Origin of the sequence: uncultured Methylobacterium sp. (assembly GCF_964244095.1) — a bacterium.
Taxonomy (GTDB): domain Bacteria; phylum Pseudomonadota; class Alphaproteobacteria; order Rhizobiales; family Beijerinckiaceae; genus Methylobacterium.
This window is the reverse complement of record NZ_CAXTHR010000029.1, coordinates 13,883-36,771: the sequence shown is the minus strand read 5'-3', so window position 1 is coordinate 36,771 and position 22,889 is coordinate 13,883. Positions and strand designations below refer to the sequence as shown.

The following is a 22,889-nucleotide window of genomic DNA, read 5'->3' as shown; positions in this document are numbered from 1 at the left end:
GCTTGGCCTCCTCGCCGATGCCGAACCACAGGATCACCAGCGGGATCAGCGAGAGATGGGGCACGTTGCGCACCATCTGCACCGAGGTGTCGGTGAGCCGTTCCGACAGGCGCGACAGGCCGTTGGCCAGCCCCAGCCCGAAGCCGATGCCGCCGCCAACGGCAAAGCCCGCGAGCGCCCGCAGCGTGCTGACGCCGAGGTTGGTCCAGAGTTCGCCGGTGCGCCCCACTTCCCAACCGGCGCGGACCACGTCGAGGGGGGCAGGCATGAAGCGGTTGGAGACGAGGCCTGCCGAGACCGCGGCCTGCCAGCCGGCGAGGATCAGGGCCGGCAGCAGCCACGGCACGGCCGCGTCGCGGACGCGCGCGAGGGGAGCGTTGCGCGTCATCGCAGCTCCGCCTTGCGGTCCGGATGCGCCCAGACCGCGTCGGCGACGCGGATCGGCTTCGGGAGGAGGCCGAGGCCGTGGAAGGCGTCGGCCACGGCCTGCTGGTCGGCGATCGTCTGCGCGTCGAGCGGCGCGACGCCGTAGGAGAGGCGTCCCAGGGCTACCGCCAGCACCGGTGCCGGGATGCCGACCGAGGCCGCGAGTTCGGAGGCCACCGTGTCGGCGTTGCCGGCGGCCCAGGCATCGACCTCGCCGATCGCCGTCAGGATGGCCGAGACGATCTCGGGACTCGCGTCGGTGAAGCCGCGGCGCGACAGGTAGAACTGGCGGTTGGGCGCGACGCCGTCGCCGTCGGCGACGATGCGGGCGCCCGTCGCGCGCTCAGCGGCGGCGAGATAGGGGTCCCAGATCGCCCAGGCATCGACGGCCCCGCGCACGAAGGCGGCGTTGGCGTCGGCCGGGCCGAGGAAGGCGAGCTTGACCGCGTCGTAGGGCACGCCGGCCTTCTCCAGGGCGCGGACCAGCAGGAAGTGGACGTTCGAGCCCTTGTTGAGGGCGATGGTGCGGCCGCGCAGGTCCGCCACGCTCCGCACCGGACTGTCCTTCGGCACCAGGATCGCCTCGCCGCGCGGGGCCGGCGGCTCGTTGCCGACGTAGCGGAGCTCCGCACTCGCGGCCTGCGCGAAGATCGGCGGCGCCTCGCCCGCGGAGCCGAGATCGATCGCGCCGGCGTTCAGGGCTTCCATCAGCGGCGGCCCGGAGGGAAACTCGGACCATGCCACGTCGATGCCGAGCGGCTTCAGCGCCCGCTCCAGCGTGCCCCTGCCCTTGAGCAGCACCAGGGAGCCGTATTTCTGGTAGCCGATCCGCACGGTGCCCGCGGCACGGGCCGGACGCAGGACGGAGGCGGCAGCCAGCCACAGCCCGGCCGAGAGCAGCGTGCGGCGGCTCGGCAGACGGCTCGGCAGACGGCTCGGTAGGCCTTCGGAAACGAGGGGCGGCGACGCCGCGCGCGGGCGATGGACGGGTCGGTCGGTCATGGTCTCTCAGCCGTTGCGGGCAGGTGCCGTCCAGACCGCATCCGCGACGCGGATCGGGTTCGGAATCAGCTTGAGGGCGTGGAAGCGGTCGGCGATGGCCTGCTGCTCGGCGGCGACGCCGGCGTTCATCGGCCCGATGACGTAGTCGGTGCGATCGACCGCGCGGCGGGTGGCGGTCAGCGGCACGCCGGTGCCCTTCGACAGGAGTTCGGCGACCGCGCCGCGGTTCGCGGTGCACCAGCGTGCGACGCCGGCGAGCACGTCGATCGTCTCGGCGAGCACCGCGCCGCGGGTCTGCGCGAAGCTGCGGCTCGCCAGGAAGAAGTTGTTCTGCCGCGCAATGCCGGCCGCCGTGGCCAGCACGCGCACGCCCTCGCCGGCCTCGGCGATGGCGTAGTACGGGTCCCAGATCGTCCAGGCGTCGATGCTGCCGCGGGAGAACGCGGCGGCGGCGTCGGCCGGCGCCAGCGTCACCGGCTCGATGTCGGCATAGGTCAGCCCGGCCTTCTCCAGGGCGGCGACGGTGAGGTTGTGCGCGCTCGACGCCTTGGCGAAGGCGACGCGCTTGCCCCTCAGCTCAGGGAGCGTCCGGATCGCCGAACCCTTCGGCAGCAGGATGCCGGAGCCCGAGCCGCCGGCCTCCTGCGCCGCCGCGTAGACGAGGCTGGAGCGGGCGGCCTGCGCGAAGATCGGCGGCGCGTCGCCGGTCTGGCCGAAATCGATCCCGTCGAGCGACAGCGCCTCCAGCAGCGGCGGCCCGAACGAGAACTCGACCCAGCGCACGCTGTGGCCGAGCTTGGCCAGCCGCTCCTCGATCACCCCCTGCTGCTTGGCGACGACGAGGATGCCGTTCTTCTGGTAGCCGATGCGCAGCACGCCGGGCTCGGCCGCGTACGCGGGGCGGGCGAGGGGCAACGCGGCGGCGGCGAGCGCCGTGGCGATGAGGTGGCGACGGTCGATCATCCTGCGGCCCTCAACGCGCGGCGGCGGCGGGCGCCGCCGGTGCGGACGCGTCCGCCGCGATCCCGGCGCGGAGCAATGCGGCGACCTGGGCGCCGGCCTGCGCGATCCGCGCCTGGACGCCCGGATCGGTCGGCAGGCCGTCGGTGAAGTCGGCATCCGCGGCGTAGACGGTGGTGGGCACCTGCAGCGCGCCGAAGAAGCCGAACAGCGGGCGGAAGGCATGCTCGACGACCAGCGCGTGGCGGGCGCCACCGCCGGTGGCGACGATGGCGACGGGCTTGCCCGCAAGGGCTGCCGGATCGATCAGGTCGAAGACGTGCTTGAACAGCCCGGTGAAGCTGCCCTTGTAGACCGGCGAGCCGACGACCAGCGCGTCGGCTTCCTCGAGCGCTTCGATCACGCGGCGGGCCGGCAGCGACAGGGCATCCCGCGACCACGCCGCGCCGATCCCGGTGCCGGCATCGACGAGGTCGAACAGGCGCAGGTCGAGGCCGCCACCGGCCGCCGCCGCCTCGGCCACCGCCTCGACCAGGGCGCGGGTCTTGGACGGGCGCCGCAGGTTGGCGCTGAAGCCCACGAGTCTCGGTCGCGTCATCCTTGGTCTCGCTTCGAGAAGAAAAGCTGTTCCGGTGCGGACATGCGGCACCGGCGGCACGGCCTGTCGCCGTACCGCCGCGGTCCCTCAAGCGTGAGGCCGTGGCGATGTCCGGTCAATAAAACGTTCTTCCGAAAGAACGAACCATCGGAGACGATCCTGGCTCGATAACGAGGCCCGAGAGATCGTTGTGGTCTTTTCCGGCATTCGACGTCCAAGGAACGCGATCGGACGCCGTGACATTCCCCACCCCGTTCGTTTTATAGAACGACCTGGACGGGTAGAGAATCGTCGGGCATCGCCCGCGGGCCGACCGTTGCTTGGCCGAAGCCGTCGGAGAACATCGCTGCCGAGGTGCAACGCGCCGGATCGGATGACAGAGGCGGGACCGAGCGGGATCTGACGGGAAAGGCTCGGAAAATCGCGCCTGTCGCTCCTCGGAGCGAGAAGACCGGCCGCGCAGGTTCAGGCGGCGATCGAGCATCGTGCGGATCGCCGCTCGTGCTGCGGCGGTCCCGTGCGCGGAGAGCTTTGCACGAAGAGCTTTCCGCCGAGGTCGTCGGCCTCTCCGAGCGGACCGCGTTGCCGGCGGCGGCGGCGGCCGTGACAAAACTTGAATTGTCGCCACGCGGTGTTGATCGCAGATCGTTTCGCTGATAGAAATTTTCCGCATCCAGAGCATTTGCCATGATTCCGAATTCATGAGAAATGCTCTATCTCTTCGTATGATCGTTTTTTCTTTACGCGAGCCGGCATTCATCGCGCTGAAAAATGCCCGAGACTGACATATCGAGGTCCCACTTGAGCAATCGCGTAACCCAAGCTGATATAGTCACACTGTATCGTGGACTTCTTAGTCGGGAACCCGAAGAGAGTGCGATAGCAAACTATATAGATAATCAAATAGAGAAGCAGGTATTAATAGAAAATATCATCGCTTCGGACGAGTTCAAAAACCGTCTGCAGAGCATTAACCGTGAAGACGCTCTGAAAAAACGCTACACTCCATCGTTCATTGGCCGGTACTACAACAAGATCGATTTGTCCGCTTCCTCGAGTCAATTGAAGACGATCGAGCAGTCGGTTCGTTCCGTGTGGACGAAGCTTGGCGAGGAAGAGCCGCACTGGTCGGTTGCAACGCTGCCGCAGTACCGCGCCGATCAGATGACGCCCGAGGCTGAGGAAGCCTTCTATGCAAGCGGTAGGCCGGAGGTGGAAGAGTTGCTCCACGCCTGCGCGTGCAACGGGATTGCCCTGCCGCGTCATGGTCTCGTGCTGGATCTCGGCTGCGGGCTCGGCCGACTCGGCGAACACCTTTCCTCCGTGTTCGAGACCTATCTCGGCACGGACATAAGCGCGAAACACCTGGCAGCCGCTCGCGGCCGGTTCGAGCGCTTGGGCAGGACCAACGCGCGCTTCGAGCTGCTCCCGGACCTTCTGGCAGGTTCGCAAACCTTCGATTGCCTGTTCTCCCTCATCGTCCTCCAGCACAATCCTCCGCCGATCATCGCCCAGGTCCTCGATGCGATGCTGGGCCGGCTCAACCCAGGCGGCATCGGCTTCTTTCAAATTCCTTCGTACATAGAAGGTTACACCTTCGAGGTCGGCTCCTACCTTGACGGGATCGCGGGTGGTTCCGGCATGGAGATGCACGTTTTACCGCAAAACCAAGTGTTTGCGATCTGTGATGCAAATGCCTGCGTTCCCATTGATGTGGTCGTCGACGCACGCATCGGACCGATTGGCGTGTCCAACACGTATTTCGTGCAGAAGAAGCGTTAAGCTTGCAACGCTCGAACCGGCTCGCGTGCCGCGCTGTGCTGTCGAGCGAGCCCGGCCATCCGGTCGAGGTCACGAGATCACGCGTGGTTGCGGCGTTCGACGGCAAACCCTCCGTTGCCGGTCCGGGCGATTTGGGCCGCTCGAGCGGCCGCTGTGCGAACCCGGGACATCGTCCGAAGGCGGAGCGGAAACGGATTACGAAAACGTGATCGGTAAGGGCCGGTACTGTATCGACCCTGCCACACGCTCCATAATTCAGCCACAGGCTCATGTGACGAACCAGCGAAGGCACAAGCCTCGTTCGGCGCTGTGCTTACGGATACCTCTGTCGCCACCTGCGATGAACCGGATGGACCCTGTGATTTAGCTCTGAAGCGTCGCCCTGATCCTTGACGCGAGCATGATCCGTTCAAGTTTTTAGCTTGTCAGCATTCGCTTTTCCAGGAAGCCTCCGCGGCTGCCGTCAGGCGCGCGGGTATGATATAGGCCGCCGACGCGAAGCCGAATGACGATCGAAATAGGGCTGCCGGGGATGAGCGCGAGGGGAACGGCCACAGGGTCTTCGATCCTGAAGGATGGCATCAAGGCGACGAGACCCGTGTTCGTCACGGCGATCGTGTTCAGCTTCTTCATCAATCTGCTGATGTTCGTCAGCCCGCTCTACATGCTTCAGGTCTACGACCGCGTTCTGTCGAGCCGGAACGAGACGACGCTCGTCGGCATCACCCTCATCGCCGCCTTCGCCCTCGTCGTCTACGCGCTTCTCGAGATGCTGCGCTCGCGCATCCTCGTGCGGGCCGGCATCCTGTTCGACGAGAAGATCGCCCATCCGATCTTCGGGGCCGTGCACCGGGGCCACCTGCGCAACCCCGAGGGCGGTCACGGGGTCGCGCTGCGCGACGTCGATGCGGTGCGCGAGTTCCTCACCGGCAGCGGCCTGCTCGCATTCTGCGATGCGCCCTGGACGCCGATCTTCCTGCTGGCCTGCTTCATCCTGCACCCCTGGTTCGGCTGGATGGCGATCGCGGGCGGCTTGGTCATCCTCATCCTCACGCTCCTCAACGAGGTCGCCACGAAGCGCGAGCTGACGGCGGCCGGGCAGTCGGCCAACGCGGCCGGCCAATACGCGCAGGCCGCCTTGCGCAACAGCGAGGTGCTGCAGGCCATGGGCATGCTCGGTGCCCTGCGCGGTCTGTGGGGCCAGCGCCACGCCGAGGTTCTGGCGTTCCAGGCGCTGGCCAGCGACCGCGCCGGCCTGATCGTCGCGGCGACGAAGTTCACGCGCATGTTCCTTCAGACCATGATCCTGGGCGTGGGGGCCTATCTCGCGATCCACCGCGAAATCTCTCCGGGCTCCATGATCGCGGCCTCGATCATCATCGGGCGGGCCCTGGCTCCCGTCGAGCTCCTGGTTGCGAACTGGAAGGGCTTCACCGCCGTGCGGGCGAGCTACGGTCGCCTCGTCCGGCTCATCGCGTTCGCCGGGCTGGAACCCGAACGCATGAACCTGCCGCGGCCCGCAGGTCAGATCGACGTGGAGAATCTCGTCGTGGCCGCGCCGGGCAAGAGTCAGCCGATCCTGCGGGGCGTCAGCTTCCGCCTGATGCCGGGCACCGTGGTCGGCGTCGTCGGCCCGAGCGCGGCCGGCAAATCGAGCCTGGCCCGCGCGGTCACGGGCGTCTGGCCGATCGCGGCCGGCGCCCTGCGCATCGATGGATCGGATCTGTCGCACTGGGACCCGCAGGCCCTCGGGCGCCATATCGGATACCTGCCTCAGGACGTCGAGCTGTTCGCGGGCAGCGTGGCTCAGAACATCGCCCGGTTCGATACGATCGACGAGGCGGCCGTGATCGCGGTCGCTCAGAAGGCGGGTTGCCACGAACTCATCCAGGGACTGGCCGAGGGGTACAACACCCAGATCGGCGTCGGCGGCCACGCGCTCTCGGGCGGTCAGCGCCAGCGGATCGCGCTGGCGCGCGCCATGTACGGCCATCCGAGCTTCATCGTGCTCGACGAGCCCAACGCAAGCCTCGACGCGGCAGGCGAGGAAGCCCTGATGCAGGCGGTCCAAGAGTTGAAGCAGATGGGCACCACGATCATGATCGTGACGCACAAGGTCAACATCCTGAGCGCGGTCGATACGGTGCTTGTCATGAACGGAGGCACCGTCCAAGCCTACGGACCGCGGGAGCAGATCCTTGGGCAGGTGGTCGGACCGCGCGCGGTTCCAACCCTGGCACCGGCTCAGCCGAGCCGGATCGGCGGGGAAGGCCAGCGGGCGGCAGGATGAGGGCCGGGCAGCAGCGATGAGCATGAAACTTCCGATACGCCTTACCCGGACGGGCCTCGCTGCCACCACGGCACAGGTCCGGACCGCGTTGGCCGGCGCCGGGCTTCGGTCCGTGGCCCCGGCCGACCCGGGCTCCACCCCCGAGCGCGGAACGACGCTGCCGCCGCCGCGGCTGACGACGTGGAAGCGCCATGCACTCGCCGGCTACGCCCTGATCTTCTCGACCTTCGGCGTGATGGGTGCCTGGGCCGCCATCGCCCGGCTCGATCGGGCCGTGGTCAGCCCGGGCACGATCACCATGGAGAACAGCCGCAAGGTCGTGCAGCACTTCGAGGGCGGCATGGTCCGGGAGATCCTGGTCCGGGAAAGCCAGACGGTCGAGCAGGGTGAGCTGCTCATGCGCCTGGACCCGGTCCAGTCGCGCGCGAGCGTCGATCTCTTCCGCAGTCAACTCGACGCCGGGCTCGTTCAGGAAGCGCGCCTGATGGCCGAGCGTGACGGGGCGGCCGGCCTGGAACTGCCCGCGGAGATCCTGGCGCGCCGGACCGATCCGTTGATCGCCCGGATCATCGTCGATCAGACGAACCAGTTCAAGGAGCGCCAAGGCTCGCTCAAGGGCCAGGTCGAGCTGCTCGAGTCCCGCGCCCGGCAGTTGCAAACCGAGATCTCGGGCATTGCCGTTGAGAAGGCCTCGACGGAGGCGCAGGTCGGCTTCATCAACCAGGAGCTCGTGGGCCTGCGCACCTTGCGCGAGAAGAACCTCATCCCGATGAACCGCCTCCTCGTGATGGAGCGGGAGCGCACGCGGCTCGAGGGCGTCATCGGGCGCTCGATAGCCGACACGGCCAAGGCCGAGAACGGCATCGGCGAGGCGGGCCTGCAGATCACGCAAATCAAGCAGAAGCTCCGAGAGGACATTGCCGGACAGCTTCTCGAGACCCGCCAGAAGATCTCCGAGCTGCGGGAGAAACTGTCGGTGTCCCAGGACGTCCTCAAGCGCCTCGAAGTCAAGGCGCCGCGCTCGGGCGTGGTACAGAGCCTGAAGGTCTACACCGTCGGCCAAGTCATCCGCTCAGGCGAGCCGTTGATGGAGATCGTTCCCAGCGACGACACGCTGGTCGTGCACGTGCAGTTCTCGCCCAACGACCTCGAGACCGTTCATGCAGGCATGCCCGCCGAGATCAAGTTTCCGGCTTTTCATTCACGGCGGATTCCCATCATCCTAGGCAATCTCGAGACGATCTCGCGGGATCGGCTGATCGACGAGACGACGCACCAGCCGTACTTTCTCGGCATCGTGCAGATCAGCAAGCTGCAGATTCCCGAGGTCATGCAGGGCCGCCTCGTCGCGGGCATGCCCGCCGAAGTCGTCATCACGACGGGTGAGCGCACCGCGTTGAACTACATGGTCGCCCCATTCTTCGAAGCCATGGGCCGTTCGTTCAACGAGCACTGAGCGCGTGCGCGAACGGCAAGCTGCGGTGTCCGAGACCGCGACGGGATCTGCCCGGCCGCACGTATGAGGATCGGAGTCACGTCGATGGGGTCCGTTCTCTCCTTCTTCCGTCCCGCTCCGGTCGCGTGGGGCGACTGGTCCCAGCAGGAGCTCGCCGAGTTCTACCGCGTCGAGGCGGCCCTGACGCAGGCTGGCCTGCGCGTCACGAGCGACCGGGGCCTGAGCGACGAGGACGATCCGTGGTTCGTCTTCTGTCGCTTCGACGGCGAGGTGATCATGCACTTCGCCCGGATCGACGGACTCTACGTCATCGACTCGGACGCGTTCGAGGCCCCACTGTGGGGGTCCGAGTTTCGCGCCCTGCTCAACACCGTCGCGGCCCAACATCCGACCCTGGTCCCGATCCCGCGACCGGCCGCGGAGGGTCCGGGCGGCAAACTCGTCCTGCACCCGGCAGCCCTGCTCGCCGCGATCGTCGCGACGGTGGCGTTCCAGTTGGCCGGGGGCGACGCGATGGCGGGCGAGCTCGCCACGCAGGGCCCGGCCAGTCCGGGCGAGGCGGGTGCACCCGGCGCAAGCGCGAGCGGGGCGTTCGGACCGACCGAGTCTCAGTCAGCCGCCATCGGGCCGGGGCCGGAGGCACGGCCGGCCACCGTCCTCGAGGACGAGAACCGCCATGCGGCGCGACAGGCCATGATCCTGTCGGCGATGGCGCTGGTCGGCGAAGTCCTCGTGCGCGAGCACGGCGAGCACGGCGAACGCGTCAGCGCCCTTGAGCTGAACGACACGGTGACCGTTGCGCACGGCAGCGCGGCGGCGCGGGCTGCCGAGGATGGCCCCGCGGCGGCGCCTGACGCCGCACCGATGCAGGCGCGGGGACAGGACAGCCGGGGACCCATCGGTGACACCGCAGCGGCGCGGGACAACGCAGGCTCCGGCGGGAGCCACCCGAACGCGGGGCCGACGCTCAGCCCCTACACGCCGGGCGCGACGGCAGCCGCCTCCCTCAAAACCGTCAGTGCCGTTGAATTTAGACCCGCAAGCGGACACGAGAGCGGCCCCCTTCGTCTGACGGACACGGGCACCGCCGGGATCTTGCTCGGTCGCGTGTCCGCGGCTGCGAAGGAGGGGTCGGTGACGGTGGCCGCCGATCGGGCTGCCACGCCGTCGGTCAGTGCGCCGGAGGCGCCGGCCCAGTCCGTAGCGGCCGCGGTCGCGGCCAGTGTCAGTCCCGCGGCGTCACCAAGTCCGTCGACGCCCGCCGCGGCCGCGGCGCCGACATCGAGCTCTGCCTCGATCTGGACGGCATCGGCGACGGCCGTCGCGGCGCCTGCCGTGCCCACCGCGTCTTCGACAGCCGCATCGGCCTCCGTCAACGCGGGCACCCATACGGTCTCCGCTCCCACGGCAAGCGAGACCGATCACGCCCGGTCCGCGAGCGCCCCTGCCGTGGTGGCCCGACCAACGCAGACGGACGTATCGCCGAACGCCACTGTGCAAGTGGCCCTCTCCGGCTTCATCGATCAGCACACCCTCTCCGTGAGCGCCGGCACGGGGACGACGATCGCGCTCCTGCCCCTGGGGGGAGCCGCAGCGTCCAGCGATGCGTGGCTCACGAACTGGGCAAAGACCATCGGCTCCAGCACGACGATCGACGCACTGGCGACACTGCTGTCGCACACCAATGAGAGCCTTGCAGGCACCGCCGCATCGACGGCGAACGCGAACGGTGCGAGCAGCCTCCCCGGCACGGGTGGAGCGGCAGGCAACCTCGCGGTCAGCGGGACGAGCGTCGCGACCGCGCCAGCGACGGGCCGTGGCAGCGACGCCGCATCGGTCAGCGCCGCGAGCCCACACGACACGATCGCGAGCGCCGCACCCGGCAGCACGGGAGCTCGCTCCAGCAGCGGAGCAGTCAACGACGCAGCAGCGAGCGGTGCCGCGGTTACCCTCGTCGGCAGTGCGACGCACGCATCTGCTGCGACGGGAACGAGCACCGCGCCGGTCATTCAGGTCACCGCGGCAAGTGGCGTGACCACCGCTCACGCGAGCGAGGGGACGACGATCCCCGATACCGCCGGCGGCACCGTGCCGACGCTCGCAACGAACGCGGTCAGTGCCGCGAGCCTCCACGACACGATCGCGAGCTCCGCACCCGGCAGCACGGGAGCTCACTCCAGCAGCGGAGCAGTCAACGACGCAGCAGCGAGCGGTGCCGCGGGTACCCTCGTCAGCAGCACGGCGCATGCCTCCGCTGCGACGGGAACGAGCACCGCGCCGGTCATTCAGGTCACCGCGGCAAGTGGCGTGACCACCGCTCACGCGAGCGAGGGGACGACGATCCCCGATACCGCCGGCAGCACCGTGCCGACGCTCGCAACGGCAGCGAGCGGTGCCGCGGGTACCCTCGTCGGCAGCACGACGCATGCCTCCGCTGCGGCGGGAACGAGCACCGCGCCGGTCATTCAGGTCACCGCGGCAAGTGGCGTGACCACCGCTCACGCGAGCGAGGGGACGACGATCCCCGATACCGCCGGCGACACCGTGCCGGCCCTCGCAACGAACGCCGCGTCCGGCCATGCTCTCGACGCGACGACGGCCCTGGCCACGGAGGCGCTTGGTTCGACGGGGCCCACCGGCACGACGACGGCGGGCGCCGGACACACCGGAACCGGAACGGCCAGTGATTCACGCGCGAGCGTGGCGGCGGGCGTCACGGCCCACGTCTCCGACGGCGCGGCAACCGGCGGCGCGGACGTCCCTGCGGCGTCGACGAGCGGGGGCGGGCTCACGATGAGCAACCTAGGCACCGCCGCGACGAGTCCGGCTGGCGGCACCGGCCTTCACGCCCCCGCCTCCGTGAGCACCCCCCCCGTCGGTGGCACGTCGACGACCGGAGAGAGCCAGCAGCCCGAAGCCACGACCTTGTCGTCGTCGACGGCGTTGGCGTCCACGACGATCGACACCGCTGCCCTGGTCCCCGCGGGTTCCTCCGGCGCGCAGGCCGGCGTGCCGTTGCTGGATGATCGCGGCCTGCAACTGATCAACGGATTCCTGCACAGCACCCCCAACGTCCAGGCCATCATCACCGATTACAGCTTCGTCATGGTCGACGGCGATCGCTCGCACTACGCCAGCGCCGACTTCACGATCCGAACGTGGCACACGGCCACCAACATCGAGATCAGCATCGTGGGATTGGCCACCGACACGTACCTCGCCCAGCACGCCCCGCCGGCCTGAGAGCCGACCGATGCGCACATGGTCCGTGGTTGCGACGCGGGTGGGCCGACGCGGAAGAGATCCGGGATTGGCGGGGAGCCGGACATCGAGCAGGGCGCAGGCGGGGGATCGGACGCGCCGGTTTCAGCCGAGGAACGGCAGCAACAGACGTGAGGGCCGGTCGGCGCCATGGCGGATCGCCAGGGTGATGACCCGCGCGTCCTGCGGGCCCACCGCCTCCGGTGCGGCGCCCGTGCCCGGATTGACGGCGAAGGCGGGCCACGCGGCGGCCTGGAGCGAGAGGCGCAGGCGCTGGCCGGGCTGCAGCGTGCAGCAGGCCGCGCGCAGGGCGATGCGGCGCGGGCCCGGCGCGGCGGGATCGAACACGCGCAGATGCCCGGCGGTGAGGGTGATCGCCCTCCCGTCCAGCCCCACCACGCTCAGCGTCGCGTGCAGGTCGTGGCTCGCGGCCCGCGTCTCGACATGGACCTCCGCCTCGACCCAGCCGGCGAGGCGGCAGGGTACCGTCATCGGCGGCGACGTGTAGACCGCCACGTCCGAGCGGTCGTCGAGGGCGGCGCGGTCCTGGTGCCCCGCCGGCATGCCCCACGCGCCGCCGAGGATGGGTGCGGGCCGCCACGGATCGTGGACGAGGTGATCGGTTCCGGCACGCCCCGGAGCGCGCTCGAGGCCGCCGCCGGAGGCGGTAGCGGCGAGGCCGTCGGAGGCGAGATAGAGCGGCGTCGGCGCCGGATCGGGCCATTCCGGCAGGTCGAGCCACGCGCGCGCGCCGACATCGAACAGGCGCACGGCCGGTTGCGCCGCTCCGCGGCCCTTGAGGACGTGATCGAGAAACGCCACCGTGCGCGCGTCGACATCGCTGATCGCCTGGCGCCCCAGGTCGACGCCGCCGACGCGAGAGCCCCACGGCGAATGGGCCCAGGGGCCGACGAGGAGGTGCTGCCGGGCCGGACCCTTCGCGAAAGAAGCATCCTTTACGAAAGCGGCATGTGCGCCGAGCGTGCCCTCCAGCAGGAAGTCCTGCCAGCCGCCGACATGGAGGGCTGGCACGTCGAGGGCGTGGCCGGCGAGGTTTCGCGATGGGGCGATGGCGTCCCAGGTCGCGGCCGCATCGGCGAGCCAGTCGGCGTAGTGGGTGTGGTGAGCGTAGCGGGCCAGAACCTCCGGCCGGGCGGGAACCGGGCCGCCCCACGGGGCGCCGCGGGCCGCCGCGCCAAGCGCCGCGAAGGCCTCGGCATCGCCGGCGAGGCGCGCCGCCTCGGCGCCCATCTGGCAGGCCCAGCCGAGGTTACCCGACAGGCCGAAGGCGCCGCCGGTGAAGGCCCAGTCGTCGCGGATCGTCCAGCCGCCCATGGACGGCACCATCGCGTCGGGCCGCTTGGTGCCGGCGCGCGCGGCACCGGCCAGCGCCAGGAACTGCGTCACCGCTTGGTAGCTGAAGCCGTAGGTGGCCACCTGCCCGGTGCTTCCGGGGAGATCCGCCGCCCAGGCCAGGGTCTCGGCGCCGTCCTCGGCCTCCGTCTCGAACAGGCGGAAGGCGCCCCCGCTGTCGCCGCGCCCGCGCACGTCCTGCACCACCACGACGTAGCCGTGCGCGGCGTACCAGGCGGGGTGGGCCAGCGTCAGGGTCGAGGCGATCGCGCGGCCGTAGGGCTGGCGCATGAGCAGCACCGGATACCGGCCCGGCCCCGCCGGCCGATGGATGTCGGCGGCGAGTTCGGTGCCGTCGCGCAACCTGAGCCGGACGGTCTCCGGGTCGGCGACGGCTAGCCTCGCGTCAGCCGGCATCGAACGCCGTCCCCTGCGTCAGGCGGTGGAGCGGGAAGGCCGCGATCTCGGCCGTGAGCCGGACCACGGCGCGTGCCGCCCGCTCGACGAGTTCGGCCCCGCGCGCGGCGTCGGCCGCGGCCGCGTTGCCGCTGACGCCGGCGGGGTGGAGGTCCTGCGCCATCCAGCCGAAGCCGACCGCACCTTCCGGCGTGAGCAGGCCGCCCTGCGCTTCGAGCTCCACCGAGTACGGCACGAAATCCGCTGCGTGCTCCATCGCCACGAGGTCGGGGTGGAGATGGCGCATCACGCTGGTCTCGATCTCGCCGCCATGGATGCCGTGGCGGCGCTCGGTCGCGGAGAACAGGTCGTCCTTCCGCGTGATCCCGCTCCAGCCGCAGCCGACCGCGAGCATCCCGAGCCGCACCCGCAACTCGCGGATCACGATCTCCATCACCTGCGGCTGGCCGCCATGGCTGTTGAGGAACAGGATGCGCCGGCAGCCCGCCCGGTGGACGCTCTCGGCCACCTCGATCCACACGCGCGCCAGGGTCTCGTGGGACAGGCTCAGGGTGCCGGGGTAGCTCAGGTGCTCGTTCGACTTGCCGACGGGCAGCATCGGCAGCACGAGGGCGGAGAGCTCGTCGGGCATCAGAGCGACGGCGCGGGCGACGATGCCGGCGTTGATCGCCGCATCGACCCGCACGGGCAGGTGCGGCCCGTGCTGCTCCACCGCCGCCACGGGCAGGATCGCCACGAGGTCCGACCAGTCGAGGCGGGCGAACTGCGCCGTCGTCAGGTCCCACCACCAGCGCGACGGCCAAGCCGGGTCCATCGGCGGGTTCATCGCCGCGCTCATGCGGCGGCGGCCTTCAGGTCGGCCTTGGCGATCTTGCCGGTGGGGGTCATCGGCATGTCGGGGACGACCCGGATGTCGAGGTGGCCGAGGTCGTAGGCCACCGCGCCGGCGATGGCGTGTTTCAGCGCGGCCGGGTCGAGGGACGCGCCGGGCGCGGGCGCGACGAAGGCGACGGGGCGCTGGCCGAGACCGGAATCGGGCAGGCCGACGAGGGCGGCGAGCGCGACGCCCGGCTGCGCCATCAGCGCCTCCTCCACGTCGCGCGGATACCACAGCCGGCCGGCCACCTCGACGAGTTCGGAGCGCCGGCTGCGCAGGGTGACGAAGCCGTCGGAATCGATCAGCCCGAGGTCGCCGGTGCGCAGCACGCCGCCGCGGGTCGCCTCGTGCGTCTTCTCGGGCCGGTTCCAGTAGCCCGCCATGAAGCCGCCCGTCACCGTGATCTCGCCGATCTCGCCCGCCGGCAGGACGCGGTCGTCGGGGCCGAGGATGCGCACCTCCTTGTCCGGCAGCGGCGGCCCGACGCGGCCGAGCCGCGCGTCGTCGGGCTCCGGTTCCGGATAGCCGAGGCCGACGAAGCCGCCGAGCTCGCTCTGGCCGTAGCTCTCCACCAGGGGCAGCCGCAGCTCGTCGCGCCACGCGGCCTTGAGCTGGGGCGGCACCGGGCCGCCGCCTGAGACGCTGAGCCGCAGGGCCGGCGGCGGGCCGCCGCGCGCCTGCGATTCGCGCAGCACCTCGTCGAGGATCGGCGGGTTGGCCACCAGCATCGTGGCGCCGCGCGCCAGGAGCGCGTCGTAGCCGGTCTGCCGCGTCCAGCGGCCCATCACGTTGAGGCTGGCGCCCACCGCCAGCGGCGGCAGGATGTTGGCCACGAGCTGGTAGGAGCTCGACAGGGCGGAGGGACCGAACGAGACGTCGTGGGCGCGCAAGCCCAGCCGCTCGCCGATGCAGCGGGCGGCGCGCACCGTCGGCTCGTGGGACAGGCAGGCGCCCTTCGGCTTGCCCGTGGTGCCCGAGGTGTAGGAGAGATGCGCCATCGCCCCCTCGTCGCCGGGATCGGGCGGGGCGGCGAGAGCGGCGGCCATCAAATCCGGGAGCGAGAGGGCGCCGTCCTGGGGTCCGTCCATGCACAGGCGGTGGCGGATCGACGGGACCGCCGCCATCGCGGCCTTCACCGGCCCCTCCATGTCATGGGTGTAGATGACGACGCTCGGGGTGTGGTCGGCGAGGTAATCGGTCAGCTCGTCGGCGAACTTCACGTTCACCAGGGCGGAGATCGCGCCGATGCGCCAGGTGCCGAGCATCGCCACGAGGTAGTCGAGGCCGTTATGGGCGAAGACCGAGACGCGGTCGCCCTTGGCGACGCCGAGGTCGTGCAGGGCGCCGGCCATCCGTTCCATGGCGTCCACCGCCTGCGCGTAGGTGAGGCCGCGGTCGCGGTCGACCCAGTGCAGGGCCGGCCGGTCGGCGTGGCGCTCGGCGCCGAGGGTGAGCAGGCGGTGCATCAGCATGGGCGGGTCTCCTGGTTGTCGTTCATACCGGCTCGCATCCTCATCCCGCGGCGGCACGGCAAAGCGCCTTCACCGTACCTCCGGGTCCGGACGTGAGGGCGAGGGGCGATGGGTCGAAGATCGTCGGGCTCACAGCCGCGCCATCCGCGTGCGGACATCCGCCAGGAAGCGCTTGCGCCGTGCGTCGGTGGCCGTGTTCATGTGGTAGAAGGCGATGTAGTCGGCTCTGGCCCTGGCGGCCGCGAACCAGCGCAGGTAGCGCGTGACGAGGCGCCTGGGCGGGTCCGACATCGCGATGGCCGTCCAACGCGGGCGGCCGTAGGTGACGATGCCGACGATGCGCCCGATGTTGTCGAGCGTGGGCCGCACATGGCGCGGGTCCGACAGGTCGAAGGCGACGCCGGGCATCATCAGGCGGTCGACGAACCCCTTGAGCATCGCCGGCGGCCCGAAGCACCAGGTCGGGAATTGCAGCACCAGCGCGTCGGCCGCCTTGAGGCGCGCGACGTAATCCTCCAGCCCGCGCCGGTTCACGGCGACGTCGTGATAGTGGCGCCGGCCCTCGGCCGATAGCACCGGATCGAAGCCCTCGGCATAGAGATCGAGGAGGTCGACGGCGTGCCCCGCCTCGCGCAAGCCATCGAGCGCCGCCGCGCGGATCGCCGCGTGGAAGCTCTCGGGCAGCGGGTGACAGTAGACGTAGAGGATGTTTCGCCGCGTGCTCATGGCGTCTGCGCCGGCGTGAAGGTGCGCATCTTGCCCGGGTTCATCAGCCCGGCCGGGTCGACGTCCCGCTTGAAGCCGAGCTGGTCGGTCTCGGCGCGCTTGTGGCGGGTGCCGTCCTCCAGGGTGAAGACGTGCGGATTGGCGATCCACACGCCGCGCGCCTCGTGCGCCGCGGTGATCGCGTCGAGGCGCTCCGGGTCGGAATATTTCAGCACCGGCAGGCCGGCATAGGTGAGCTTGCCCGCGAACTCGATGAGTTCGAGATGGGTGAACACCTCGCCGGGAAACAGCGCGTCGATCTCGGCCACGCTCTCCATCAGCCGGTCGGCCGGGTGCAGGCTCTGGAGGTAGGTGTAGCCGCGGTCGGCCTTGAGCACCTGCAGCGTGGTGTGGTTCCAGGTGTATTCGTAGAGCGGCACGCGGCCCGGCCCGTCCTCGAGGGGCTGCTCGTGGGTGAGGGTGCCGCCCATGGCGGCGACCGTCGCGCGGAAGGCGGGCAGCGACGGTTCGGCGATCATCGCGATCAGGATCGCGGCACCCTCCGGGCAGGCGGCGCCGAGCTGCGGAAACCAGCCCGGGATCGGCCAGGCGATCGGCGTGATGAGCTTCTTGACGATGCCCTGGTCGCGCCCGACCGCGAGGCCGCATTCGGCCGCCGCGAGCACGTCGTCGAAGGCGGCGATCACGTCGATCCACGGCCGGATCGGCGCCAGCGGCATCTCCAGCGCCGTGACGATGCCGGTGGTGCCGTAGGCGTGCGCGATGCCGTGCACCCGGTCGCCGGTGAGTTCGAGGATGCGCGGCTCGGCCTCCAGGGTGACGACGCGGGCCGCGCGGATGTTGCCGCGCTCGCGCAACTGCCCGTAGTTCACCGAGCCGATGCCGCCCGAGCCGCCGGCGACGAAGCCACCGATGCTCGCGGTGCGCTTGGTCGAGGGATGCATCCGCTGCTCGAGCCCGCTCGGGCGCAGGGCCTCGTCGAGCTTGTTCATGCGGATGCCGGGGCCGGTGCGGACCACGCCGTCGTTCCCCTCGCCGCGCTGCCATTCGACGGTGTCGAGGCCTGACACGTCGAGGACGACGCCGCCGTGCAGCGGCACCGCCTGCCCGTAATTGCCGGTGCCGCCGCCGCGCACGGTGAGCGGCACGCGGTGCCGGGCGCAGGCGCTGGCCACCGCCACCACGTCGGCCTCGCTGGAGGCTTCGGCCAGGATGTCGGCCGACAGGCCGTCGAGCTGGCCGTTCAGCACCGGCGAATACCAGAAGAAGTCGCGGCTGCGCTTCCTCACCCGCGCCGGCTCCTCCACGAGGGCGACGCGGCCGGAGAGGTCCGCCCGGAGGGCGGCCACGGATTCGGCGGACGGGCGGCCCGCGCCCGGACGGTCGTGTGCGGTCTGGCTCATCTGGGGGCCTTTCTCTCGGGTTCGGAAGCCTTCGGCGTCGATCCCATCGGGGCTCTGCGCCGGCGGCACGGTCGGACCGTCTCCCGCACGCACCTCATCCGACGAGCCGCAGGGCGGTGCCGTAGGTCTGCGTCAGGATGCAGTTCTGGTGGTCGACGACGTTGGTGTCGGCGAGTTCCAGGTTGAAGAAGCTGCGCAGCTCGCCCTCGGGAAACAGCGGGCCGGCATGCCACGCGCCGCAATGGAGCATGATCGCGACGTCGCCGGGGATGCGGAAGGCGCGGATGTCGGCCAGCGTCGGTTCGGCCGCCGCATCCTCTACGGCGATCGGCGGTGCCACCGCCACCACCCACGGCTCGCCGCCGACGGAGGCCAGCGCCTGCGTGACCCTACGGTGGCGGGTGATGCCGCCGATCGTCAGGCCGCGGCCGGGGATCCGCATGATGTAGAAGCGCGGCGTGCCCTGATTCAGCACGAGCTGGGCGTCGCCGGGGCCGAACGGCGCACCGTCCTCGCCGGCCGCGATGACCGTGCCGAACGGCGCGAAGGCCTCCGCCGTCAGGGGCTCGATCGCGAGGTCGCGGACCTGCGTTCCGGCGGCAGAGGTCGTGGCAGAGGTCTCGGTCATGATGAAGTCTCCTCGATCAGTGGCGCGGCGCGCGGCCGTGCGTGTCCTCGAAGTCGTCGGGAATCGACAGGTCGGGCTCGGAATACGCCCGGAGTTCGGGCAGGATGTGGTCCGCCTGCGCCAGGAACAGCGTCCGCGTCAGGCCGCGCACGAGGCGGGGCAGCGCGTGCCGGTGCCCGGCGATCGACGTCGCGTGCGGCCCGTGGCTGACCGTGCTCGCGCTGCTGAAGGCGTGGACCCGGCGCACCCAGTCGTCGGCGCCGGGATCGCGCGGCAGGAACTCGAAGGCCGGCCCGAGATAGGGCAACTGCGCCAGGCGCGCATCCGCCTCGCCGGGCGGCGGCGCGTAGCGGTCCCCCCAGCGGGCGACGCGCGGGTGCAGGCTGCGCAGTTCGGGGCGCGCCGCCAAATCGACGGCCTGGCCGGTCGCGGCGATGACGTGATCGAAGCGCAGGGTCGCGTCCGGGATCTCGACGCGGATCGCGTCGCCCTCCATCCCCACGGCGAGCCAGGGGGCGGCGCAGTGCAGGCGGAAGCCCGGCATCGCGGTGGCACGCTCGAAGCTGTGCCGGGCGGGCGGTTGGTCGACCGCCCGGAAGTGCCGCGCGATCCGCCAGCGCAAGCTGTCGGGAAGCGAGGGGTAGTGGGTCATCATCCCCGCCGTCTCGATGGCGCGGTGCGGGTTGACGCGCGGCAGCCGAGCCCGCCGGAAGCAGAGGTCCACCGAGGCCGCCCCGGCCTCGAGGGCGGCGACGCCCGCGTCGAAGGCGGACGCCCCGTGGCCGAGGACGCCCACCCGCCGGCCGGCGAGGCGGGCGAGGTCGATCGGCCCGTTCGCGTGGTCGTAGCGCGAGGCCGGGAGCCCGTCGGCGACGACGGCCGGGACCCGCCAGCCGCCGGCGCCGTCGCTGCCCGTGGCCAGGACCACGAGGCGGGCGTAGCGCGTCCGCAGGCCGGCGCCCGAGCGGCAGGCCACGGCCAGGAGCGCGCCGGCCGGCCGGATGTCCTCGACCTGCGTCCCGTTCTCGACGGAGAGGTCCCAGACCGCGCGGTACCAGGCGAGGTAGGCCGCCCAGTCGGTGCGCGGCACACGCTGGACCGCCTCCCAGGCCGCGCGGCCGTGGCGGGCCTCGAACCAGCGGCGCAGGCCGAGGTTGGGCAGGCCGAACTCCGACCCGACCGTGACCTTGGGCGAGCGCAGTTCATGCATCCGGGCGAAGCTGAGCCACGGCCCCTCCAGGCCCGGCGGCGCCGCATCGACGAGGTGGGTCCGCACGACGCCCTCCCGCTTCAGGGCAGCGGCCGTCAGCAGGCCCGACTGACCGGCGCCGACGATGAGCACGTCAAGGGCGGTCCCGCCGTCGGGACCCGCGGCGGGCGCCACCCACGGCCTGTCCGGATAGGCGAGCAGGGCGATCTCCTCGCGCACGGTCTGTGTCAGCCGGTCGAGGGCCGAAGGGGCGATCGAAGGGGCGATCGAGGTGCGGGGGTCGCGGGCGGGCCGGACGGTGCTCATGCCGCCTCCGATGTCCGTCCGGCCGGCGTGGCCGCCCGCCGCAGGTTGCGCCGCCGCCACGTCTCGGTGACGACCACGAGCGTCAGGGTGAGGGCGAGCACCACGACCTGCACGGCGTTGAGGTCGGGGGTCAGTTCGCGCCTGAACTGCGAGGCGACGATGAGCGAGAGCGGCTGGACGCGGCCCGACAGGAACTGCGTGATGGTGAGTTCGGCCAGCGACAGGACGACGCCCACCGTGTAGGCCGCGCCGAGGACGCCCCGCAACTGCGGCAGCAGCACGAGGCGGAAGCTCTGCCAGGGGCTCGCGCCGAGGTCGCGCGCCGCCTCGTCGAGGCGCGGGTCGATCCGGATCACCACGGCGGCGATCATCGCCGTGGTGAAGGGCAGGATGACCAGGGTCTCGGCGGCGGCGAGCGCGAGGTAGCCGCGCGGCAGCCCGACGCGGCTCATCAGGATCGCCTGCGCCACCGACAGCACGGTCTTGGGCACGAGGAAGGGGACCAGCAGCATCGCGATGAACAGGCGCCGGCCGCGGAACGGCCGCCCCGTCGCCGCCAGCGCCGCGACGAGGCCGAGGCCGGCGCTGGCGACGCCCACGGGCTGCGCGATGAGCAGGCTTGTGACGAAGCCCTCCTGGAACAGCGTGTTGCGGCCGAGCACCGCGAACCAGTGCAGGGTGAGGCCCTTGAGCGGAAACACCATCAGCGCCGAATCGTTGAACGCGAACAGCGCCAGGACCGCCACCGGCAGGTAGAGGAACACGCATCCGACGGCGAGGAGGAGGCCCCGCGCGCGGCTCATGGCGACCGCCCCGGACGGGCCGCGCGCCCGCGCCCGAGCGCCAGCACGGCGCCGGCCATCGCGACCGCCGACGCCAGCAGCGCGGCCAGCAGGACGAGGGCGACGACCGCGGCGAGCGGCCAGTCGAAGGCGGTGCCGAACAGGTTGTCGATCGTCGCCATCGCCGTGGCGCCGGACGTCCCGCCGAGCAGGCTCGGGGTGGTGAGGTCCCCGGCCGAGAGGGCGAACACCGCGAGCGCGCCCGCGGCCAGGCCCGGCGTCGTCAGCGGCAGCGTCACCCGCGCAAAGGCCTGGAGCGGGCGGGCGCCGAGGTCGCGCGCCGCCTCGAGCAGGCGCCGGTCGATGCGCTCTGCCGACACCCAGATCGCCAGGACCATGAACGGCAGGGTGTTGTAAAGCAGTACCAGATGCGTCGCGAAGGGCGTGAACAGCAGCGCCTGCACCGGCCGGTCGACGATGTGCAGGCCGAGGAGCACGGCGTTCACCAGGCCCTCGGTCCCCAGCATCACCCGCCACGCGTAGACCCGCACGATGTCGCCCGTGTAGAGCGGGGTGAGCAGCACGATCAGCGCGACGCCCTTCCACGAGGCCGGAAGCCGCACGACCGCCAGCGCCAGCGGGTAGCCGAGCAGCGCCGCGAGGGCGGCCGTCGAGAGCCCGTAGGTCACGGCCTTGCCGATCAGCGATCCGTAGGCCGGGTTGCGCATGAACTCGGCCCAGGCCCGGCCGGACAGCGCCGGCACCATCTGGAACGTGTCCTCGTCGACCTCGAAGCCGCTGAAGACGACGAGCAGCAGCACCGGCAGGATGCAGGCGATGCCGAGGAACGCCGCGACCGGCCAAGCCAGGTGGCGACGTCCGAGGCGGCGGCGTCCGCGTTGCGGCGGCGCCGTCATGCGGCGTGCGTCACGAAGGTGCGGGCCTCGTCGAGGACGAGGCCGACCGTGTCCCCGCGCGCGGGCGGCTCGGCGAGGCTGAAGCGGAGCGGCACGCCCTGCGCCTGCGCCTCCACGTCGTAGCGCTCGCCCTTGTAAGCCACGTGCGTGACGTGCGCGCGGATCGCCGGCGCGCCTGGAGCGCGCGCGAGGTGCTCGGGCCGGACCACGAGGACCGCGGCCGCGCCCGGCGCCAGCCCGGCCGCCGCCGGGGCGGCGACGGGGCCGAAGGGCGTGTCGAGGTCGGCGCGCCCGTGCGACGCCGCGCGGACCTGAACCGGGATCAGGCTCGCCCCGCCGATGAAGTCGGCCACGAAGGCGTTGGCCGGGCGCGCGTAGATCTCCTGCGGCGCGGCGCATTGCGCGATGCGGCCCTCGTTCATCAGGACGATCAGGTCCGAGAGGGCGAACGCCTCCTCCTGGTCGTGCGTCACGTAGACGAAGGCGATCTGCAGGCGCCGCTGGAGGTCCTTCAGCTCGGTCTGGAGGTGGAGCCGCATCTTCCGGTCGAGGGCGGAGAGCGGTTCGTCGAGGAGGAGGAGCTGCGGCTCGGCGATGATCGCGCGCGCCACGGCGACGCGCTGCTGCTGGCCGCCGGAGAGTTCGTGCGGGTAGCGGTGGCCGAGGTCGCCGAGCCGCACGTCGTCGAGGGTCCGCGCCACCCGCCTGGCGACGTCGCCGCCGCGCTGGCGCAGGCGCAGGCTGAACGCGACGTTGTCGGCCACCGTCAGGTGGGGGAACAGGGCGTAGCTCTGGAACACGGTGTTGACCGGGCGCCGCTCGGGCGGCACGCCGGCAAGCGACCGGCCGCCGAGCACGAGGCTGCCCGCATCCGGCGCCTCGAACCCTCCGATCATGCGCAGGATCGTGGTCTTGCCGCAGCCCGAGGGCCCGAGTAGCGTGGTGAAGGCGCGCTCGGGTAGGTCGAGGTCGCAGCCGGCGACCGCCATGGTGGCGCCGTAGCGCTTCACCAATCCGCGCGCC

The 22,889-nt window shown here is 71.0% G+C and carries 17 protein-coding genes and 1 pseudogene; 4 read left to right on the top strand and 14 right to left on the bottom strand.

Translation table 11 applies throughout. From position 1 onward, the window contains the following. The 4 genes and pseudogenes from ACFE86_RS07105 to ACFE86_RS07090 form a co-directional block, all read right to left on the bottom strand. Nucleotides 1-388 (bottom strand): annotated as a pseudogene (locus tag ACFE86_RS07105) (ABC transporter permease); the annotation flags it as partial. After that, nucleotides 385-1,428: a sulfonate ABC transporter substrate-binding protein gene (locus ACFE86_RS07100; RefSeq protein WP_375454625.1), complete on the bottom strand. Its 1,044-nt coding sequence runs from the start codon at nucleotides 1,426-1,428 to the stop codon at nucleotides 385-387. The gene ACFE86_RS07100 and the pseudogene ACFE86_RS07105, both read right to left, overlap by 4 nt. 6 nt (nucleotides 1,429-1,434) lie before the next feature. Next, entirely contained in the window at nucleotides 1,435-2,391 is a 957-nt protein-coding gene (locus ACFE86_RS07095) for an aliphatic sulfonate ABC transporter substrate-binding protein (protein ID WP_375454624.1), read from the bottom strand. 10 nt (nucleotides 2,392-2,401) lie between these two features. Beyond that, a complete protein-coding gene (locus tag ACFE86_RS07090; RefSeq protein WP_375454623.1) occupies nucleotides 2,402-2,986 on the bottom strand; it encodes an NAD(P)H-dependent oxidoreductase in 585 nt (194 codons plus the stop codon). Between the two features lie 801 nt (nucleotides 2,987-3,787). Here ACFE86_RS07090 and ACFE86_RS07085 point away from each other — a divergent pair. The 4 genes from ACFE86_RS07085 to ACFE86_RS07070 all read left to right on the top strand — a co-directional run bounded on the left by ACFE86_RS07085 (nucleotide 3,788) and on the right by ACFE86_RS07070 (nucleotide 11,757). Next, nucleotides 3,788-4,768, top strand: a complete 981-nt coding sequence (locus ACFE86_RS07085; protein WP_375454622.1) for a class I SAM-dependent methyltransferase — start codon at nucleotides 3,788-3,790, stop codon at nucleotides 4,766-4,768. Between the two features lie 532 nt (nucleotides 4,769-5,300). Then, nucleotides 5,301-7,058, top strand: a complete 1,758-nt coding sequence (locus ACFE86_RS07080) for a type I secretion system permease/ATPase (RefSeq protein ID WP_375454621.1) — start codon at nucleotides 5,301-5,303, stop codon at nucleotides 7,056-7,058. Nucleotides 7,059-7,170: 112 nt separating this feature from the next. Continuing rightward, nucleotides 7,171-8,514, top strand: a complete 1,344-nt coding sequence (locus ACFE86_RS07075; RefSeq protein WP_375454620.1) for an HlyD family type I secretion periplasmic adaptor subunit — start codon at nucleotides 7,171-7,173, stop codon at nucleotides 8,512-8,514. A gap of 84 nt (nucleotides 8,515-8,598) precedes the next feature. After that, entirely contained in the window at nucleotides 8,599-11,757 is a 3,159-nt protein-coding gene (locus ACFE86_RS07070; RefSeq protein ID WP_375454619.1) for a hypothetical protein, read from the top strand. Nucleotides 11,758-11,880: 123 nt separating this feature from the next. Here ACFE86_RS07070 and ACFE86_RS07065 read toward each other — a convergent pair whose 3' ends face one another. The 10 genes from ACFE86_RS07065 to ACFE86_RS07020 form a co-directional block, all read right to left on the bottom strand. Then, the gene (locus ACFE86_RS07065) at nucleotides 11,881-13,545 is read right to left on the bottom strand and encodes a CocE/NonD family hydrolase (RefSeq protein WP_375454618.1); all 1,665 of its coding nucleotides are present in this window, start codon (nucleotides 13,543-13,545) and stop codon (nucleotides 11,881-11,883) included. Further along, a complete protein-coding gene (locus ACFE86_RS07060) occupies nucleotides 13,535-14,383 on the bottom strand; it encodes a creatininase family protein (protein ID WP_375454617.1) in 849 nt (282 codons plus the stop codon). Before ACFE86_RS07060 ends, ACFE86_RS07065 begins: the two co-directional genes overlap by 11 nt. Then, nucleotides 14,380-15,894, bottom strand: coding sequence for a class I adenylate-forming enzyme family protein (locus ACFE86_RS07055; RefSeq protein WP_375454616.1), 1,515 nt, complete (start codon nucleotides 15,892-15,894; stop codon nucleotides 14,380-14,382). The genes ACFE86_RS07060 and ACFE86_RS07055 overlap by 4 nt, the downstream gene beginning before the upstream one ends. Before the next feature lie 129 nt (nucleotides 15,895-16,023). Further along, a complete protein-coding gene (locus tag ACFE86_RS07050) occupies nucleotides 16,024-16,620 on the bottom strand; it encodes an NAD(P)H-dependent oxidoreductase (RefSeq protein ID WP_375454615.1) in 597 nt (198 codons plus the stop codon). Next, the gene (locus ACFE86_RS07045) at nucleotides 16,617-18,023 is read right to left on the bottom strand and encodes an FAD-binding oxidoreductase (RefSeq protein ID WP_375454614.1); all 1,407 of its coding nucleotides are present in this window, start codon (nucleotides 18,021-18,023) and stop codon (nucleotides 16,617-16,619) included. The genes ACFE86_RS07050 and ACFE86_RS07045 overlap by 4 nt, the downstream gene beginning before the upstream one ends. Nucleotides 18,024-18,117: 94 nt before the next feature. Next, nucleotides 18,118-18,651: an ureidoglycolate lyase gene (locus ACFE86_RS07040; RefSeq protein WP_375454613.1), complete on the bottom strand. Its 534-nt coding sequence runs from the start codon at nucleotides 18,649-18,651 to the stop codon at nucleotides 18,118-18,120. A 16-nt stretch (nucleotides 18,652-18,667) separates the two neighbouring features. Further along, nucleotides 18,668-20,167, bottom strand: a complete 1,500-nt coding sequence (locus ACFE86_RS07035) for an FAD/NAD(P)-binding protein (protein WP_375454612.1) — start codon at nucleotides 20,165-20,167, stop codon at nucleotides 18,668-18,670. Next, nucleotides 20,164-20,970 (bottom strand): ABC transporter permease, encoded by an 807-nt coding sequence (locus tag ACFE86_RS07030; protein ID WP_375454611.1) that lies wholly within the window; start codon nucleotides 20,968-20,970, stop codon nucleotides 20,164-20,166. The genes ACFE86_RS07035 and ACFE86_RS07030 overlap by 4 nt, the downstream gene beginning before the upstream one ends. Next, a complete protein-coding gene (locus ACFE86_RS07025; protein WP_375454610.1) occupies nucleotides 20,967-21,866 on the bottom strand; it encodes an ABC transporter permease in 900 nt (299 codons plus the stop codon). Before ACFE86_RS07025 ends, ACFE86_RS07030 begins: the two co-directional genes overlap by 4 nt. Then, nucleotides 21,863-22,855 (bottom strand): ABC transporter ATP-binding protein, encoded by a 993-nt coding sequence (locus ACFE86_RS07020; protein ID WP_375454628.1) that lies wholly within the window; start codon nucleotides 22,853-22,855, stop codon nucleotides 21,863-21,865. The genes ACFE86_RS07025 and ACFE86_RS07020 overlap by 4 nt, the downstream gene beginning before the upstream one ends. Between the last annotated feature and the right edge of the window lie 34 nt (nucleotides 22,856-22,889).

What these genes read in the sequence shown, in the direction of transcription:
- ACFE86_RS07100 (WP_375454625.1), bottom strand. Translation starts at nt 1,428, where the DNA reads ATGACCGACCGACCCGTCCATCGCCCGCGCGCGGCGTCGCCGCCCCTC.
- ACFE86_RS07095 (WP_375454624.1), bottom strand. Translation starts at nt 2,391, where the DNA reads ATGATCGACCGTCGCCACCTCATCGCCACGGCGCTCGCCGCCGCCGCG.
- ACFE86_RS07090 (WP_375454623.1), bottom strand. Translation starts at nt 2,986, where the DNA reads ATGACGCGACCGAGACTCGTGGGCTTCAGCGCCAACCTGCGGCGCCCG.
- ACFE86_RS07080 (WP_375454621.1), top strand. Translation starts at nt 5,301, where the DNA reads ATGAGCGCGAGGGGAACGGCCACAGGGTCTTCGATCCTGAAGGATGGC.
- ACFE86_RS07070 (WP_375454619.1), top strand. Translation starts at nt 8,599, where the DNA reads ATGGGGTCCGTTCTCTCCTTCTTCCGTCCCGCTCCGGTCGCGTGGGGC.
- ACFE86_RS07065 (WP_375454618.1), bottom strand. Translation starts at nt 13,545, where the DNA reads ATGCCGGCTGACGCGAGGCTAGCCGTCGCCGACCCGGAGACCGTCCGG.
- ACFE86_RS07060 (WP_375454617.1), bottom strand. Translation starts at nt 14,383, where the DNA reads ATGAGCGCGGCGATGAACCCGCCGATGGACCCGGCTTGGCCGTCGCGC.
- ACFE86_RS07055 (WP_375454616.1), bottom strand. Translation starts at nt 15,894, where the DNA reads ATGCTGATGCACCGCCTGCTCACCCTCGGCGCCGAGCGCCACGCCGAC.
- ACFE86_RS07050 (WP_375454615.1), bottom strand. Translation starts at nt 16,620, where the DNA reads ATGAGCACGCGGCGAAACATCCTCTACGTCTACTGTCACCCGCTGCCC.
- ACFE86_RS07045 (WP_375454614.1), bottom strand. Translation starts at nt 18,023, where the DNA reads ATGAGCCAGACCGCACACGACCGTCCGGGCGCGGGCCGCCCGTCCGCC.
- ACFE86_RS07040 (WP_375454613.1), bottom strand. Translation starts at nt 18,651, where the DNA reads ATGACCGAGACCTCTGCCACGACCTCTGCCGCCGGAACGCAGGTCCGC.
- ACFE86_RS07035 (WP_375454612.1), bottom strand. Translation starts at nt 20,167, where the DNA reads ATGAGCACCGTCCGGCCCGCCCGCGACCCCCGCACCTCGATCGCCCCT.
- ACFE86_RS07030 (WP_375454611.1), bottom strand. Translation starts at nt 20,970, where the DNA reads ATGAGCCGCGCGCGGGGCCTCCTCCTCGCCGTCGGATGCGTGTTCCTC.
- ACFE86_RS07025 (WP_375454610.1), bottom strand. Translation starts at nt 21,866, where the DNA reads ATGACGGCGCCGCCGCAACGCGGACGCCGCCGCCTCGGACGTCGCCAC.
- ACFE86_RS07020 (WP_375454628.1), bottom strand. Translation starts at nt 22,855, where the DNA reads ATGGCGGTCGCCGGCTGCGACCTCGACCTACCCGAGCGCGCCTTCACC.